This window comes from Longimicrobium sp. (genome assembly GCF_035474595.1).
In the GTDB taxonomy this organism is placed as follows: Bacteria; Gemmatimonadota; Gemmatimonadetes; order Longimicrobiales; family Longimicrobiaceae; genus Longimicrobium.
The window spans coordinates 56,257-72,226 of sequence record NZ_DATIND010000005.1; the positions used below are offsets into that span (position 1 = coordinate 56,257).

The 15,970-nt window shown below is 70.9% G+C and carries 14 protein-coding genes; 3 read left to right on the top strand and 11 right to left on the bottom strand.

Annotated features, from left to right (window positions below; all coding sequences use genetic code 11):
* Window positions 1-19: 19 nt before the first annotated feature.
* From VLK66_RS01165 to VLK66_RS01205, 9 genes are all read right to left on the bottom strand, one after another.
* The gene (locus VLK66_RS01165) at window positions 20-1,786 is read right to left on the bottom strand and encodes a hypothetical protein (RefSeq protein WP_325307184.1); all 1,767 of its coding nucleotides are present in this window, start codon (window positions 1,784-1,786) and stop codon (window positions 20-22) included.
* A 354-nt stretch (window positions 1,787-2,140) separates the two neighbouring features.
* Complete coding sequence (locus VLK66_RS01170; RefSeq protein WP_325307185.1) at window positions 2,141-2,920, bottom strand: hypothetical protein; 780 nt, start codon at window positions 2,918-2,920, stop codon at window positions 2,141-2,143.
* A 182-nt stretch (window positions 2,921-3,102) separates the two neighbouring features.
* Window positions 3,103-3,777, bottom strand: a complete 675-nt coding sequence (locus VLK66_RS01175) for a dienelactone hydrolase family protein (protein ID WP_325307186.1) — start codon at window positions 3,775-3,777, stop codon at window positions 3,103-3,105.
* Window positions 3,774-4,457, bottom strand: a complete 684-nt coding sequence (locus tag VLK66_RS01180) for a phosphoribosyltransferase (RefSeq protein WP_325307187.1) — start codon at window positions 4,455-4,457, stop codon at window positions 3,774-3,776. The genes VLK66_RS01175 and VLK66_RS01180 overlap by 4 nt, the downstream gene beginning before the upstream one ends.
* 118 nt (window positions 4,458-4,575) lie before the next feature.
* The gene (locus tag VLK66_RS01185; RefSeq protein ID WP_325307188.1) at window positions 4,576-5,013 is read right to left on the bottom strand and encodes a hypothetical protein; all 438 of its coding nucleotides are present in this window, start codon (window positions 5,011-5,013) and stop codon (window positions 4,576-4,578) included.
* On the bottom strand, window positions 5,010-5,555 hold the full coding sequence (locus VLK66_RS01190) for a hypothetical protein (RefSeq protein WP_325307189.1): 546 nt from the start codon (window positions 5,553-5,555) through the stop codon (window positions 5,010-5,012). Before VLK66_RS01190 ends, VLK66_RS01185 begins: the two co-directional genes overlap by 4 nt.
* Before the next feature lie 95 nt (window positions 5,556-5,650).
* A complete protein-coding gene (locus VLK66_RS01195; RefSeq protein WP_325307191.1) occupies window positions 5,651-6,385 on the bottom strand; it encodes a lysophospholipid acyltransferase family protein in 735 nt (244 codons plus the stop codon).
* A complete protein-coding gene (gene thiL, locus VLK66_RS01200; RefSeq protein ID WP_325307192.1) occupies window positions 6,382-7,401 on the bottom strand; it encodes a thiamine-phosphate kinase in 1,020 nt (339 codons plus the stop codon). Before thiL ends, VLK66_RS01195 begins: the two co-directional genes overlap by 4 nt.
* A gap of 193 nt (window positions 7,402-7,594) precedes the next feature.
* Window positions 7,595-8,068 carry a DUF4760 domain-containing protein gene (locus VLK66_RS01205; RefSeq protein WP_325307193.1) on the bottom strand — a complete coding sequence of 158 codons (474 nt, stop codon included), beginning with the start codon at window positions 8,066-8,068 and terminating at the stop codon, window positions 7,595-7,597.
* A 315-nt stretch (window positions 8,069-8,383) separates the two neighbouring features.
* On the opposite strand from VLK66_RS01205, the gene VLK66_RS01210 reads away from it, so the two are divergent.
* Together VLK66_RS01210 and VLK66_RS01215 are read left to right on the top strand one after the other, a co-directional pair.
* A complete protein-coding gene (locus VLK66_RS01210; RefSeq protein ID WP_325307194.1) occupies window positions 8,384-8,725 on the top strand; it encodes a PadR family transcriptional regulator in 342 nt (113 codons plus the stop codon).
* A gap of 2 nt (window positions 8,726-8,727) precedes the next feature.
* Window positions 8,728-11,412, top strand: coding sequence for an ABC transporter permease (locus VLK66_RS01215; protein ID WP_325307196.1), 2,685 nt, complete (start codon window positions 8,728-8,730; stop codon window positions 11,410-11,412).
* Between the two features lie 242 nt (window positions 11,413-11,654).
* Here the strand turns inward: VLK66_RS01215 and acnA are convergent, their stop codons facing one another.
* Entirely contained in the window at window positions 11,655-14,573 is a 2,919-nt protein-coding gene (acnA, locus tag VLK66_RS01220; protein ID WP_325307198.1) for an aconitate hydratase AcnA, read from the bottom strand.
* A 287-nt stretch (window positions 14,574-14,860) separates the two neighbouring features.
* The gene (locus VLK66_RS01225; protein ID WP_325307200.1) at window positions 14,861-14,995 is read right to left on the bottom strand and encodes a hypothetical protein; all 135 of its coding nucleotides are present in this window, start codon (window positions 14,993-14,995) and stop codon (window positions 14,861-14,863) included.
* A 260-nt stretch (window positions 14,996-15,255) separates the two neighbouring features.
* Here VLK66_RS01225 and VLK66_RS01230 point away from each other — a divergent pair, with 260 nt between their 5' ends.
* Window positions 15,256-15,942, top strand: a complete 687-nt coding sequence (locus tag VLK66_RS01230; protein ID WP_325307202.1) for a class I SAM-dependent methyltransferase — start codon at window positions 15,256-15,258, stop codon at window positions 15,940-15,942.
* Window positions 15,943-15,970: the final 28 nt, after the last annotated feature.

Consider the following 15,970-nt stretch of genomic DNA (forward strand, 5'->3'; position numbering starts at 1 on the left):
CGCAGACGGCGCGCCGCGGCTACGGAGCGGGCGCGGCGGGCGGCGGCGCTGCGGGCGCGGGAGCCGGCGACGGGGGCTGCGGCGGGGCGTCGCACACGCGGAAGGCGTTCTCCGCCACGCCGGTGCGCGTGGGCGCGCTGGGCTCCAGCCGCAGCACGGCGGCGTTCTCCAGCGTCAGCCCCTTCACCACGCAGAACTTGTCGCGCGCGGCGAGCAGCACGGGATGGAGGTAGAGCGGCGCCAGGTCGGGGATGCGGTCGAACACCACGTAGCGCGCGCCGGCGTCGCGCGCGGCGGCGAAGAAGGTGTCGGCCCGCGCGCTCATCGGGTACGTGCGCCCGGGATAGCCGGTGAGCGCGTAGAAGAGCGTCGCCTTGCGCGAGAGCACGACCGAGCCGGCGGGGAGCTGGCCGCGCGTCATGTCCGCCACCGTCATGAAGTCGTGGTACTCCTGCGTCATGCAGCGGTAGCGGTCGCCGTGCAGGTACTCGCGCGTGCACATCGAGCCGATCTCGCCGATGCGCACCACGCCCGGCGCGGCCAGCATCAGCAGCACCGCCGCGCCCACCGCGGGCGAGAGCAGCGCCGCCCGCGGCTTCCCCAGCGCCTCCAGGCCGCCGCGCACCGCCTCGGCCGCGTAGCACAGCAGGAGCGGGTAGAGGGGAAGGATGAAGCGCTCGCCGGACCACGTGGCCGGCCAGATCAGGAGGAGGACCAGGTAGACGGGCACCCAGAACTCCGCCAGCCCCGGGCGCCCCAGCCGCCGCCCCCATCCGGCCGCCGCCAGCACCATCACCATGCCGCCCAGGATCCAGCGGTTCTCGCCGTTCCAGGTGAGCAGGATAGGCAGGTGCATCCCCTGGTAGCGCAGCAGGTTGGACGCCATCCGCCGGAGCATGTCGAGCGGGCCGATGTTCCCCAGCGCCGGGCGGTACGGGTCGATCGCCCACAGGTGGCTGAGGTACCCCGGCGCGCCGTAGAGCCGCCCGCGCAGCCACCACGCGAAGGCCAGCGGGAGGAAGACGGCCAGCAGCAGCGCCAGGTCTCGCCACTTGCGCCGCCACCCCAGCCACGCCGCGGCGGCCACGACCAGCGGGAGCCCGGCGGCGCGCGTGAAGTTGCCGAGGACGACGGAGACGATCAGCAGCGCCAGCCAGCGCCCGTGGTGCCGCTCGCGCCCCGGCTCGCCCTCCGCCTCCGGGGCGCCCGCGAGGTGGGTGGACGCCCAGAGCGCCAGCAGGGTGAACGCCCACGCGGGAACGTCGGAGAGCTCCCAGTGCGCCTGCTCCAGCACGCCGGGGCTGATGGCCAGCACCAGCCCGGCGGCCAGCGCGATCCCCGGCGTGGAGGTGCGCCGCAGCCACAGGTACGCCAAGCCGATGCAGACGAACGAGAACGCCATCACCGTGGCCTTCAGCACGAACCAGCCGTGCAGCCCCAGCAGCGACAGGAAGGCGATGATCGCCGGCCACACCGGCGGATACTGCGTGTGCGGCCGCGCGGCCGGGTCCCACAGCTCCAGGTAGGCGTGGCGCTCCACCAGCGACCGCGCGAGCGCCACGTACGCAGCGTTGTCGCCGCCGATGTGCGGCGTGGGGTTGAAGGCGGGGATGGCGAACGCGAGGTGCACCAGCGCCAGCGCGAGCGCCACCTTCCACGGCGACGCCGTCAGGACGCGCTCGAGCGCGGAAAACAGCGACGGCGCCGGAGTCTTCGTGGCGGGCTGCGCGGGCTGGCCGCGGTCCGGGCGGCGGCCCTTGCTGCGGCTGCGGGTGGTGTTGGGCACTGCCGGGCGGAGATGGATGGGAACGGGCGGTGGGTTACGGCTGAAACGTAACGATCGGGCGGGGATGGGGCGAGAGTGGGGAGAAGTGCTGAGTCCTAAGTGCTAAGTCCTAAGTGCTAAGTGCTAAGTGCTGAGTGCTGAGTGCTGAGTGCTGAGTGCTGAGTGCTGAGTGCTGAGTGCTGAGTGCCAAGTTGCCTGGTACCGCACGGAGAGACGTCATCCTGAGGCCGGCCACACTGTCGTTGCACCCGCACGGGCGGTTGCAGGCCGAAGGATCCATAAGCAAGGCCGCACGTGCGCCTTCGGATCTGCACGATCGGACGCCGAAATGGATATATGGGTGATGGGGAGGATCTACCCGCGTCCGTGGCCGTTCCCCTTTCCCTGGTCTTTCGCGTGGCCGCGAGCGCGGCCGTTGCCGCGGCCCTGGATGGCGTTGATGACCTCCTGCACCTCGTTCGGCACGCGGACGTGCACCTCGACCTCGCCGGGCTGGGAGGAGCGCGGCGGCGGGCGCTGGGCCACGGGGGCGGGCTCGGCGGCGGGCGGCGCGGCGGCGGCCCGGCGGCGGGGGACGATCAGCTTCGTCGCGACCACGAAGCCGTGGTCGGAGCGGCCCTGCACGCGGATGGAGTCGCCCGCGGCGATGCGCCCGGGCTCGACCGGATCGCCGTCCGGCGTCACCGCCTGCGCGGCGAAGCCGACCACCACGCGCAGGTCGGGGAGCGCGGAGTCGTCCGGCCGCAGGATCAGCGCGTCGTGCTCGGGGGCGATGGAGAGCACCCGCCCATGCGCGTCCACCTCGGCGGGAATGCGCGCGTCGACGGCCATGCGCACGCCGTTCAGCGTCACCAGATCGGGCCCGGTGAGGCTGACCGTCTGCGGAAACGCGAGGTGCGTCGCGTCGTCCACGCGCAGCCGCCGCAGCTCCAGCGTGGTGCCGCCGGGAAGGCTGTTCAGCGCCAGCACGCCTACGGTGTCGGTGCCGCTCACCAGCCGCAGCGTCACCGGCCCGGCGGACAGGCCGCGCAGCACGAACGCGCCGCGCTTCACCTCCGCCTCGCGCTCCGCCTCCACCGCGAACACGGTCGCCGGCACGCGCGCCGAGTCCGCGAAGTCGCCGCGGATGGTCACGCCCCCCGCGTCGCCGCTCCCGCACGCCGCGAGTGGAATGATGGAGATGAGAATCGGTCCGAAACGTCGCATGCGCCGGGAAGGGGCAGCATCCGTGCCGGGATGATGTTGGGATGATGGAGATCGGGAGATGCACCGAGGCACGGCGATGCCATCCCGGATGACTTCGGTGGCTGGGCCAATCATCGAGCCACGCCGGCGGATGGGCCCAGGTGGTGCGAGAACCACGCGGCGGCGAGCGCGGCGACGCTCTCCAGCGTGCCGGGTTCCTCGAACAGGTGCGAGGCGCCGGGGACGATCTGCATCTCCTTCGCGCAGCGCAGCGCCGCGAACGCCGCGCGGTTCATCCCGATCACCGGCACGTCGCCGCCGCCCACGACGAGGAGCGTGGGCGCGCGGACGAGCGGGAGCGCGTCGCCCGCCAGGTCCGGCCGCCCGCCGCGCGACACCACCGCGCCGACGCGCTCCGGCCGGTCCGCGGCCGCCACCAGCGCCGCCCCGCCGCCCGTGCTCGCGCCGAAGAGCCCGACGGGGAGCCCGCGTGTCGCGGGGTGATCGCCCAGCCAGTCCGTCGCGCCCGCCAGCCGGTCCGCGAGCAGGCGGATGTCGAAGCGCAGGTGGCGCGTGCGCTCGTCCACCGCCTCCTCGTCCGCCGTCAGCAGGTCCATCAGCAGCGTGCCCAGCCCGGCGCGGCGCAGCTCGGCGGCCACTTGGCGGTTGCGCGGGCTGTGGCGGCTGCTCCCGCTGCCGTGCGCGAACAGCACCACGCCGCGCGCGCCCTCCGGCACGGCGAGGCTCCCCTCCAGCGCCACCCCGCCCGCCGCGACGCGGACGAGGGTTTCCGCCGCATCCGTCATCTCCCCTCCCCGCCCGCCGCGGCGTCGGCCAGCAATTCGGCCACCTCCTGGTCCGTCGTCTGCGAGAAGTCGTCGTACCACAGCCCCACGGCGTAGAACGGCTCCGGCGTCATCGCGCAGACGACCTCGTCCACCTCGGCGCGCAGCTCCTCGCACGTCTCCGCGGCGGCCACGGGCACGGCGACGACGAGGCGGCGCGGGCGCATGGCCCTCAGCGCCGCGGCGGCCGCGCGCATGGTGGAGCCCGTCGCCAGGCCGTCGTCGACCAGGATCACGTGGCACCCTTCCACGCGCGGCGGCGGGCGGCCGCCGCGGTAGGCGCGCTCGCGGCGCTCCAGCTCCGCCTGCTCCTGCGCCGCCACGTGGTCGATCGCGGTCGCTGGGATGCCGAGCGACTCCACCACGCGCGCGTTCAGCACCCGCACGCCGCCCGACGCAATGGCTCCCATCGCCAGTTCCTCGTGGCCGGGCACGCCCAGCTTGCGGACGAGGAACACGTCCAGCGGGGCGCCGAGCGCGCGCGCCACCTCGTACCCCACCGGCACGCCGCCGCGCGGAAGCGCCAGCACCAGCACGTCCGGGCGCCCGGCATGGTCCATCAGCAGGCGCGCCAGCGAGCGCCCCGCGTCCACGCGATCGCGATAGCGCCGCACCCCCGCCTCCGGCTCGAACGGAAACATCGCCCACCTCCCCGCCTGGAAGAGCGCGGGATCGCTGCAAGTTCGGCTCCCGCAAGGCACAACACGCAAACGGCCGGTCCCGCTCTGGAACCGGCCGTTGATTGGGAGTGTGCTCGTCCTACCGCCGAAGGCGGGGAATCGTCGCGCGGGAATCGGGAACGGCAGAGCCATGGGCGGGCAGAACGGCCAGCGCACGATGAGCGAACTTTCGCACACTCGGGTCCGCGTCGTCCAGCAACGGCGCGACGATCTCGAACGCCGCATCGAGATCGTCCGCACATTCCGGGTGCGTCGCCCAATCCCGGAGCGCACCGGCCGCGTTCGCCCTGACTAGTGGATGTTCCCGCCGTGCGGCGCGTGCGATCACCTCGAGCGACTCGTGTGCGGGGATCTGGCCAGCGACGTAAACCGCTGCAGCAGCCCGGTGCGGCTCTTCGTCGATCATCTCGGCGATCGTGGGAAGAGCCGCCGTTCCCAGAGCCACGGCGCGATCGTAATCCGGCTCGTCCGCCGCGAAGATCGAAAGGAGCGTTTCACGCATCGACGGCATCTTCAAACCTCGCTTTCGCGCAGGAGAGGGCTGGAGCGCAATTCCGAGATCTCCGCCTCCACCAGGTCGGGAGGGTCCTTCGAGATCCATTCCGTCCCTGCCCCGATCATTAACCGCGTGCGGCCGGCGACGTGGCCCAGGCCGAGCACGTGTCCGAGCTCGTGGGCCATCGTCCAGCGCGTCGCTGTCTCGGCAACGACCGCGCCGGGCCGGCCCGGCGGATGCGCGGCGCACCCGTTGCTCTCGGGATAGGTAGCGAGCACGAAGTAAACCACGATCTCGCCTTCCGGTACACCGTCGCGCTCGCGGAAGAGCCGTTCCTGGTCCTCGGTGACCGCTCCGCGTACGCAGCGGCCGATCTCCACCATGAGCAGGCTGGGGCGGTCGAGGTGCTGCACCGACGCAAGCTCCACCCGGATGCCCGCAGTCGCGAACACGCGCCGCGCCGCGCCGACCATCTCCTCGATCGTGTAGTGTAGCGGCTCGCTGAGAATTCGTACATGGAATCGAAGGGTCAGTTCCGGGGAGGGCACGCCGATGGAAGCCATGCGAGACCGGTGCACAAGTAAACGGAATCAGGAAGCGGGCGGCAAGGATGCCGCCCCGCTTCCATTCCGTCAAGATCGTTGAATCTGGAGCCGTACTAAGACGCCACCGGCGCGCCTTCGCCCACGACGGTGGCGATTCGGGAGCGCACGAGGTCCATCAGCGGCTCGGTGCCGGAAGCGGCGAGCTTCGTCACCTCGGCGGGCTCGATGGGGGGGAGGAAGTGGATGTGGATGGTGTTCGGGGTGATGCGCGCCGAGCCCTTGCGCATGATCTCGTAGCTCCCCGTGATCGCGGTGGGGACGATGGCCACCCGCGCCTCCGCGGCCAGCACGAACGCGCCCTTCTTGAACGGCATCAGCCGTCCGGTGCGCGAGCGGGTGCCTTCGGGGAAGATGACCACGGCGCCGGGGCTGCGGCGGATCTTCTCGCCCGCGGCGCGCAGGCTCTCGATCGCCCGGTCGCGGTTGGAGCGGTCGATGGTGATGTGCCCCGCGGCCTCCATCGCCCGGCCGAAGAAGGGGATCTTCATCAGCTCCTTCTTGGCCACGAAGTGATACTGCGCCTCGATCACCGAGGCCAGCGCGAACACGTCGAACCAGGAGATGTGGTTCGACGCCACCACCTGCGGGATCCCGGCGCGCACGTTCTCGGCGCCGTGGACAACGACCGGGCAGCCGCTGGCCCAGATGATGGAGCGGGCCCAGCGCCGGGTGATCATGCTGTACCACTCGCCGGAGCGCACCCCGCGCACCGACTCGACCAGCACCGCCGTCCCCCACCAGAGCAGCGCCGACAGCCCCACCACCGTCGTCCAGATGATGCGGGTCACCGTTCCTCCCGGAAGTGCTGGTAGCCCTGCAGCCCCAGCGGCGTGCGGTTCCCCTCCGCGTCGGTCCACCACACGCCGTCGCCGCCGCCGGCGCGCCCCACGCAGGTGAGCCGGATGCCGAACTCGCGCTGGAACTCGTGCGCGAACGGCTCCAGCGCGCCCAGCGCCGCGGTGAAGCAGAGCTCGTAGTCCTCGCCCCCGGCCAGCGCGAGGCGCAGCGCGTCTTCGGCCGACGCGGCGTGGCGCAGCACGGCGGGGTGGATGGGGATGAGCTCCGGCGCCAGCAGCACCGCCACGCCGCTGGCCGCCGAGAGGTGCGCCGCGTCGCCCGCCAAGCCGTCGGAGAGGTCGATCATCGCCGTGGGAAAGCCGCGCTCGGCCAGCCAGCGCGCCTCGCGGAGGCGCGGCTCGGGCCCGGCGTAGCGCTTCCGCGCGGCGGCGTCGGGCTCGGCGCCCGCGAGCATCTGCTCCACGAACAACCCGGCGGCGCCCAGTTCGCCCGTCACCCACACCTCGTCGCCCATGGCCGCGCCGGAGCGGAGCACGGGGTGCGGCGCCTCGCCCACGGCGGTGACGTCGATCGCCAGGTGCGCGGGAGCACGGGTGACGTCGCCGCCCAGCAGCACGCCGCCCGCGCTCTCGGCGGCGCGGCGGGCGCCCTCCATCACCTGCACCGCGTGCATGCCCGCGTCCGCCTCGGGGAGCGCGAGGGAGACCAGGATGCCCACCGGGCGCGCCGCCACGGCCGCCAGGTCGCTGAGCGCGGCGGCGGTGGCGCGGCAGCCGATCTCCTTCAGCGAAAGCCAGTCGCGGCGGAAGTGCACCCCCTCGACCGACATGTCGCAGGAGAGCGCGATCCCGTCGCCCGCGACCACGGCGCAGTCGTCGCCCGCACCCACGCGCACGTCCGGCCGCGCGTGCGCGTGGCGCGGGAGGAAGCGGCGGATCAGGTCGAACTCCGCCCCGGGCGCCAGGTGCGGGCCGTCGGCGGGGTTCGGGGGCGTGCGGCTGCGCATGGGGCGTGGCGGCGCGGGTGCGGGAGATGGCGGCATTCGCGTGGAGGATACGGCGGAAGCCGGCCCGCGGCAACGCGCCGCGGCGGAAACGGATGGAGATGGAGGCGCGGATCGCGCGCTCCGCCATCCCCTCGGCCGGTCCAGCCATCTCCCGGAATGGAGATGGATGGATTCGCCGCCCGGCCTCGTGCCGTCACTCCGATGCGGCGGGCGCGGACGCGGGGGGCTGCGCCGCCTCGATGCCGGCCAGCTCACGGCGCTTGCGCTCCAGGTAGGCGCGCATCGGCGCGGCGCGCTCGTCCAGGTCGGGCATGCGGCCCACCATGCGCTCCAGCTGCGTCATGTACGACGGGTATTTGGTCATCTCCCGCAGCCGCGGCAGGTGCGGCTGCAGCTTCAGGTAGATGGCCACATGCTCGGTATTGGCGTCGTGGAACATGTCTTCGGGGATGGCGCCGTGGTTCACCAGCGTGGCCGCCATCTCCCAGTAGGTGGTGACCATGCGGTAGCGGGCGCTCTCGGGCCCCACCCACGCGGCCAGCACCTCCTCGGGCGACTGCGGAAAGAACTGGCTGGCGAACCAGTCGCGCGCGCGCCGCAGCTCGTCCTCGCGCCGCAGCTCGTACAGCTTCAGGATCAGCTGGGCCCCGCCCTGTGCTTCCGTCATCGTCGTCTCCAGTGTTGGCGAATCACGCGAAGATAGGGCGAACGATGGATCTCCAACAGCAGGCCTCACGCGGAGTCGCGGAGTCGCGGAGTCGCGGAGACACGGAGACACGGAGACACGGAGACACGGAGTCGCGGAGTCGCGGAGTCGCGGAGTCGCGGAGAAAAGACGAGAAGAAGATCGATCACGGAAGACCGTGAATCGGCGGATTTCCCCCTGTCAGGCCAGGGATGTCACCCAAGCGCGCCCGTTCTCTCCTTGACAGCTTAGGAGAGGCGGTCTACCGTTCTCCTAACTCGGATAGGAGAGAAGGCCATGACCGATTCCGCCGCGCTGCTGCCCGGCACGCTGGACCTGCTGATTCTCAAGGCCGTATCGCTCGGCAGGCTGCACGGGTACGGCGTACTGCTGCGCATCGAGCAGATCTCGGGAGGTGCGCTGCAGATTCAGCAGGGCGCGCTCTACCCGGCGCTGTACCGGCTGGAGCACCAGGGGCTGATCGAGAGTGAGTGGGGAGTCTCCGAGAACAACCGCCGCGCCAAGTTCTACCGCCTCACCACCGCCGGCCGCGCGCGTCTCGGCGAGGAAGTCGCGAGCTGGAACCGGCTTGCGGATGCCATCGCGCTGGCGTTGCGCACCAGACCCCAGGAGATCTGAGCATGAGGACTCTGTTGGCCCGCCTGCGCTCCTACGCGCGCCAACTGCGGCACGCGGAAGCCATGAGCGCCGAGATGGACGAGGAGATGCGCTTCCACCTGGAGATGGAAGCCGGGCGGCTCCAGCGTGAGCGGGGTCTGGACCCCGCGGAGGCGCGTCGGCAGGCGGCGATCGCGTTCGGCGGGTTGGAGAAGTACAGGGCGGCGGGCCACGACGCGCGGGGGCTGGGGTGGCTCGCCGGGCTGAGGCTTGACCTCAGGCTCGCCGGTCGCATGCTGGTCAAGCATCCTGCGCTCACCGCGATCGCAACGATCGCCGTAGCGTTCGCGATCGCCGTCGGCACCGTCGGGTTCGAGATCGCGCGGCAGGCGCTCTGGCCGACGATTCCGCTTCCGGACGGCAACGCGATCGTCGCATTGCGGAACTGGAACGCCGCCGACAATGCGGCGGTCCCCGCATCGCGCCGCGACTACGAGCTGTGGCGCGACGGTCTCGGCACGATCAGCGATCTCGGCGCCGTCGAGGTGGAGGAACGCAGCGTCGCCGTCGGCGCCGGCCCCGGCCAGCCCGAGACCGTCGCCAACGTGACCGCGTCGACCTTCGCGCTGACGCGCGTTCCGGCGTTGATGGGACGCACCCTGCTGGAAGGCGACGAGCGGGGCGGCGCGGAAGAGGTCGTGGTGGTCGGATACGACTTCTGGAAGAACAGGCTGGACCGGGCGGCAGACGCCGTCGGCCGCGTCATTCGCATCAGCGGCACGCCCGTCACGATCGTCGGCGTGATGCCGCGCGGCTACGGATTCCCACAGCGGAACGAAGTCTGGCGGCCGTTGCACCTCGAGCGGCTTCCCGAGGCGTCGCCGAGGCTGCGGTACGTCTTCGGGCGGCTGGCGCCGGGCCGTTCGCGCGAGGAGGCGACGGCCCAGGCGGCGGCGATCGGCGCCCGAGCCGCAACGATGTTTCCGGAGACGCACAAGAACGTGCGCCTGCAAGTCCTCGCGCTGCCCGACGCGGCCAGTAACCTGCCGGAAGAGGCGGCGTTGGTGCTGGCGTCGATCAACGTGTTCCTCGTGCTGTTGACCGCGCTCCTGTGCGGAAACGTCGCCATGTTGTTGTTCGCCCGCGCCGTCAGTCGAGAGCGGGAGCTCCTCGTTCGCTCTGCACTCGGCGCCAGCCGTCGGCGCCTCATCATGCAACTCCTCGCCGAGGCGCTCGTGCTCTGCGCCGTCGGCGCGGCGGTTGGGCTCATGGTTGCGCGCTTCGTGCTCGCGCGGACCTGGACGATGATCGAAGAGCAATCGGGCCCGTTGCCGTTCTGGATCGACAGGTCGATTTCGCCGGCGACGATTCTTTATGCCGTCGCGCTGACGCTGTTCGCCGCGACGATCGCCGGCGTCGTTCCCGCGCTCAAGGTGACGTCGGGTAGTGCTGGCGGCAGGCTCCGGGCCGCGTCGAGTGGCGGCGGCGGGTTGCAGTTCGGCGGCGTGTGGACCGTGGTCATCGTCGCGCAGATTGCGCTCACGACGGTGCTTCCGGTGCCGCTGCTCGGCGTGGGAGGGGACTTCGCGCGAAAGACGCCAGCGGGATTCCCGGCCGAAGCATTCCTCACGGCCACGCTCGAAATGGATCGCTTTGACGGCGTCGCGGCGAGTGGAGACACGGTGCCGGCGGTGCGTGCGGCGCGGCTCGAGGAACGCTACCGCGCGCTTGCCGACCGGCTCCGACAGGAGCCCGGCGTGCTGGACGTCACGTACGCCGATCAGATGCCGGTGATGCGTCACGGGCCGTACGCGATCAAGATGGACTCGGGTCCGGCCGCCGAGCACAGCGAACACTGTGTGGGTGGCTACTGCGCGGCCTTCGTGTCCGTCGATCCGCGATTCTTCGACGCGGTCGGTGCGCCCGTGATCCGCGGCCGGGCGTTGACGACGGCCGACGCGGAACACCAAACGCGTGCCGTGCTCGTGAACGAGTTCTTCGTCGATCAGGTCATGGGCGGCCGTAATCCGATCGGTCGCCGGCTTCGCTTCTCATCAACTCGCGAACCCACCGCCGAGTCGTGGTATGAAATCGTCGGTTTCGTGCCCGATCTCGGTGTAAGCGACAATCAGGGCGATCTCGGCCGAGCTCGCATCTTTCAGGCGACGCTGCCGCGGGAGACGGGGCCGCTTCGGGTCGCCATTCACGTTCGCAGCGATCCGCAGCGTTTTGCGGTGCGCCTCCGCGAGCTCGCGCAGGCGGTCGATCCCGCGCTGCGCGTGATCGATCCGAAACCGATGCCCCGTCTGGCGGAGTCCGTCAGCGCGTTCTGGATTGCGCTTCTGATCGGCTTCACGGGCGTGACGCTGATGCTGTCGCTCGCAGGCGTCTATGCGGTGACGGCCTTCTCCGTCGCCAGGCGGACGCGGGAGATCGGCGTGCGCGTCGCGCTCGGCGCGCAGCCGCTGCAGGTCCTGGCCACCGTCTTCAAGCGCCCACTCGTTCAGATCGCGCTGGGCGTTGGCGTTGGTTCAGTCCTGGGGCTCGGTCTCGCCAACAACGACCTGTCGGATGTGCATCTCGATGATTTCGGCATCACGGCGGTCTTCGCGCTGTCGACGATCCTGTGCTGTGCACTCGCATGCGTCGTCCCGACGCGACGGGCGCTTCGGATCCAACCGTCGGAGGCACTGAAGGAGGAAGGTTGAGATCACAGGCGGTGTCTCACCACTCATCGCCGCGAAGCGCGCGCTCCCGACGTTGGCCTCGCTCACATGGAAGCTCACGCATTGCGGCATCGGGCTTTGCGCCTCCGGGCGGGGTATCAGCAGGGGCAATTTCCGCAACCCCCGCCCCGCTTCGACCCATGCCACCCGCGCCGGCGGCCTGCAACGAGGCCGCCGGCGCGGTGAATCAAACCGTACTTTCGTACTCCCGTACTCTCTGTACTTCAGTACGTCGGCGCGTCGCTCGCGGGGAAGCTCTCCAGCGAGCCCTCGGTCACCGAGCGGTCGCCGCCCTCCGCGTCGTGGCTCACCGCGCCCGCGGGGATGGCGCCCTCCAGCGCCTCGGGGGCCTCCTTCCCGCTCAGCAGCTGGCGCAGCACGTACTGCAGGATCCCGCCGTGGCGGTAGTACAGCACCTCCTGCGGCGTGTCGATGCGAACGTACGCGCGGAACGTCCTCGCCTCGCCCGCCCCGTCCTCCGGCCGCGCGGTGACGGTCACCTCGCGCGTCTTCAGGTTGGTGGAGACGACCTCGGCCAGGCCGTCGATGTCGAACACCTCGCGGCCGGAGAGCCCCAGCGACTGCGCGCTCTCGCCGTTCATGAACTGCAGCGGCAGCACCCCCATCCCCACCAGGTTGGAGCGGTGGATGCGCTCGTAGCTCTCGGCGATCACCGCCTTGATCCCCTGCAGGTACGGCCCCTTGGCCGCCCAGTCGCGCGACGAGCCCGAGCCGTACTCCTTCCCCGCCAGCACCACCAGCGGCGTGCCGTCGTGCTGGTAGCGCACGGCCGCGTCGTAGATCGTGGTGATCTCGTCGTCCGGGAAGTACGTCGTGTACCCGCCCTCGGTGCCCGGCGCCAGCTGGTTGCGGATGCGCACGTTGGCGAAGGTGCCGCGCACCATCACCTCGTGGTTGCCGCGCCGCGCGCCGTAGCTGTTGAAGTCCTTCGGCTCCACCCCGTGCTCCACCAGGTACTTCCCCGCCGGCGATTCCTTCTTGATGCTCCCGGCGGGGGAGATGTGGTCGGTGGTCACGCTGTCGGCCAGCAGCGCCACGGCGCGCGCGCCGCGGATCTCGGCCACTTCCGCCGGCGCTTCGCGGGGCATGTTCTCGAAGTACGGCGGCTGGCGCACGTAGGTGGAGTCGCCGGTCCAGGCGAAGCGGTCGCCCTCGGGCACGGGCATGCTCTTCCAGCGCTCGTCGCCCTCGAACACGCCGGCGTAGCTGCGGCGGTACATCTCGCTCTCGATGGCCGCCCCGATCGCCTGCTCCACCTCCAGGTTGGTCGGCCAGATGTCCTTCAGGAAGACGGAGCGCCCGTCGCGGCCGGTGCCGATCGGCTCGTTGTACGGGTCCCAGTCGATGCGGCCGGCCAGCGCGAAAGCGACGACCAGCGGTGGCGACATCAGGAAGTTGGCGCGCACGTCGGAGTTGATGCGCCCCTCGAAGTTGCGGTTCCCCGAGAGCACCGAGCAGGCCACCAGCCCGCCCGTGGCGATGGCGTCGGAGATCTGCTGCGGGAGCGGGCCCGAGTTGCCGATGCAGGTGGTGCAGCCGTAGCCCACCACGTTGAAGCCCAGCTGCTCCAGGTCGGGAAGCACGCCGGCCTTCTCGTAGTACTCGGTCACCACCTTCGACCCCGGCGCCAGCGACGTCTTCACCCACGGCTTGCGCTTGAGCCCCAGCGCCACGGCCTTCCGGGCCAGCAGCCCCGCGGCCATCATCACCGAGGGGTTGGAGGTGTTGGTGCAGCTGGTGATGGCGGCGATGACCACCGAGCCGTGGTCCAGCACCATCTCCGCGTCGCCCACCAGCACCTTCTGCGCGTCGGGCGAGTCGGCGCTCCCCTCGCCCCACACGCCCACCTTGTCGGGCCCGGCGCCGCTCTCCGCGTTCGCCGCCTCCTTCTGCGACGGCACCTTGCGGTCCGGCATCAGCGAGGGGAGCGCGGCGCGGAAGGCCTTCTTCACGTCGGTGAGCGGGATGCGGTCCTGCGGGCGGCGCGGCCCTGCCACGCTGGGCTGCACGGTGTTCAGGTCCAGCTGCAGCGTGTCGGTGAAGACCGGCTCCGGCGACCCGGGCGTGTGGAAGAGCCCCTGCTCCCTCATGTACGCCTCCACCAGCGCGATCCGCTCGGCCGGGCGGCCGGTGAAGCGCAGGTAGTCCAGCGTCACCTGGTCGGGCGGGAAGATGGCGCAGGTGGCGCCGTACTCCGGGCTCATGTTGCCGATCGTCGCCCGGTCCGCCAGCGCGAGGGAGGCGACGCCGGGGCCGTAGAACTCCACGAACTTGCCCACCACGCCCTTCTTGCGGAGCATCTCGGTCACGGTGAGCACCAGGTCGGTGGCCGTGGACCCCTCGGGAAGCTCGCCGTCCAGCCGGAACCCGATCACCTCGGGAATGAGCATGGAGATGGGCTGCCCCAGCATGGCCGCCTCGGCCTCGATCCCGCCCACGCCCCATGCCAGGATCCCCAGCCCGTTCACCATCGGCGTGTGGCTGTCCGTTCCCACGCAGGTGTCCGGATACGCCAGCGGCAGCCCGCCGTCGCGCGCGAGGTTGGGGTTCTCGTCCGTCGAGAAGACCACGCGAGAGAGGTACTCCAGGTTCACCTGGTGCACGATGCCGGTGTTGGGCGGCACCACCTGGAAGTTGTCGAACGCCTGCTGGCCCCAGCGCAGGAAGGCGTAGCGCTCGCGGTTGCGGCCGTAGTCCAGCTCCACGTTCTGCTGGAAGGCCTCGGCGGTGCCGAACGCGTCCACCTGGATGGAGTGGTCGATCACCAGCTCCACCGGCTGCAGCGGGTTGATCTTCGACGGGTCGCCGCCCAGCTCGGCCATGGCGTCGCGCATCGCGGCCAGGTCCACCACGCAGGGAACGCCGGTGAAGTCCTGCAGCACCACCCGCGCGGGCGAGTAGGCGATCTCGCGGTCGGGGGGATTGGCCGGGTCCCAGTTGGCCAGCGCCAGGATGTCGTCGCGCGTGACGGTGACGCCGTCCTCGGTGCGCAGCAGGTTTTCGAGGAGGATGCGGAGCGAGTACGGCAGGCGGCTCACGTCGCCGGCCGCGGCAAGGCGGTAGATGATGTACTCGCGCTCTCCGACGCGAAGCGTCGAACGGGCGCCGAAGCTGTCGGCCATCACGATCTCCAATTGTCCCCGGAGCTTCCGCGATACGCCCTGTGCCGCCGGCCCAATCCGGGGATGCGCGCGGTCGGCGGCGGCGTTGCGCGGGCGAACGTACGCCCTCGCCCCCGCGCGGGCAAGGCACGAATGTGGATGACGCCGCGCGGGGATCGACGCGCGGCTGCAAGAGGGGTTCCGGCGGCGCGGCAGGCTGCCGGGAACGGGCGGGGACGGAGGACCGTGGAGGAGGGAGAGGCCGGCGGGAGCACGGCTTCCGTGCTCCCGCCGGCCCATTCGTCACCTCAGGCGCAGCAGAGCTTGTTGCCGCAGTTCGTGTTGAGACAGGTGAGCACGTCCTCGGGCTTGGGCGGGATGGGCGCCGGGACGAACGACTCGACGGCCAGGCTCGCCACGTCCAGCTTCATGTTCTCGCGCATCAGGATGCTCCATGGTGAAGCGTGTATCCGCCGGTCCCCATGACCGGCGGTTCCGGGTAACAATCGGAACGCGAAGGCGCCTAGCACCCGCACTCACGTGCGATGCCGCCGACGCGCTGCATCATCCCCGTTTCACAGGTTAGCAAATCCAGGACCGAAAGGATAGTACCTGCGGCGACTCATCATCCCCGTGATCCCCAGTAGTTGTCACCGCCGGATGCGCGCGCTACGCTTTTGCATCCACCGAACCCCGGCAGCGCATGACGACCGCAAGCACCTATTTCGGCTCGATGATCGAGGGGTACGACTCGCTCATCCGCCGCTGCGTTCCGCGCTACGAGGAGATGACGGAGCGGCTCGTCGAATATCTTCCAGCCGAGGCGAAGCACGTGCTGGAGCTGGGGTGCGGCACCGGCAACCTCTCGCTCCGGCTGGCCGCGCGGTACCCGGACGCGGCGATCACCTTCGTCGACGCCTCGCCGGAGATGGTGGAGCTCACCCGCGCCCGTGTCGCCGCTGCGCATCCGGAAGCGGCGGAGCGCGGCCGGTTCGTCGTCTCCCGCTTCGAGGAGCTGGCCGTCGAGCCGGAGTCGTTCGACCTCGCCACCTCCGCCATCTCCCTGCACCACGTCGTGGAAAAAAGCGCGCTCTTCAAGGTGATCCGGCGGATGCTGGCACCGGGCGGCACCCTCCGCTTCGCCGACCAGATGTGGGGCGCCACGGAAGGGAACGCGGCGCTCAACTGGCAGCGCTGGCTGGAGTTCTGCCGCCTGCCGGGGAACTGCACGGAGGAGGAGATCGGCAGCCTGGTCGCCCACGCCCGCGCGCACGACCACTACGAGCCCGTGGCCGCGCACCTGCGGATGCTGGAAAGCGCCGGATTCGCGGGCGTGGACTGCGTGTGGCGCAACTGGATGTGGGGGATCGTGACCGCCGATGCGGTGTAACCCCACGCACACGTGATGACGCTGGATT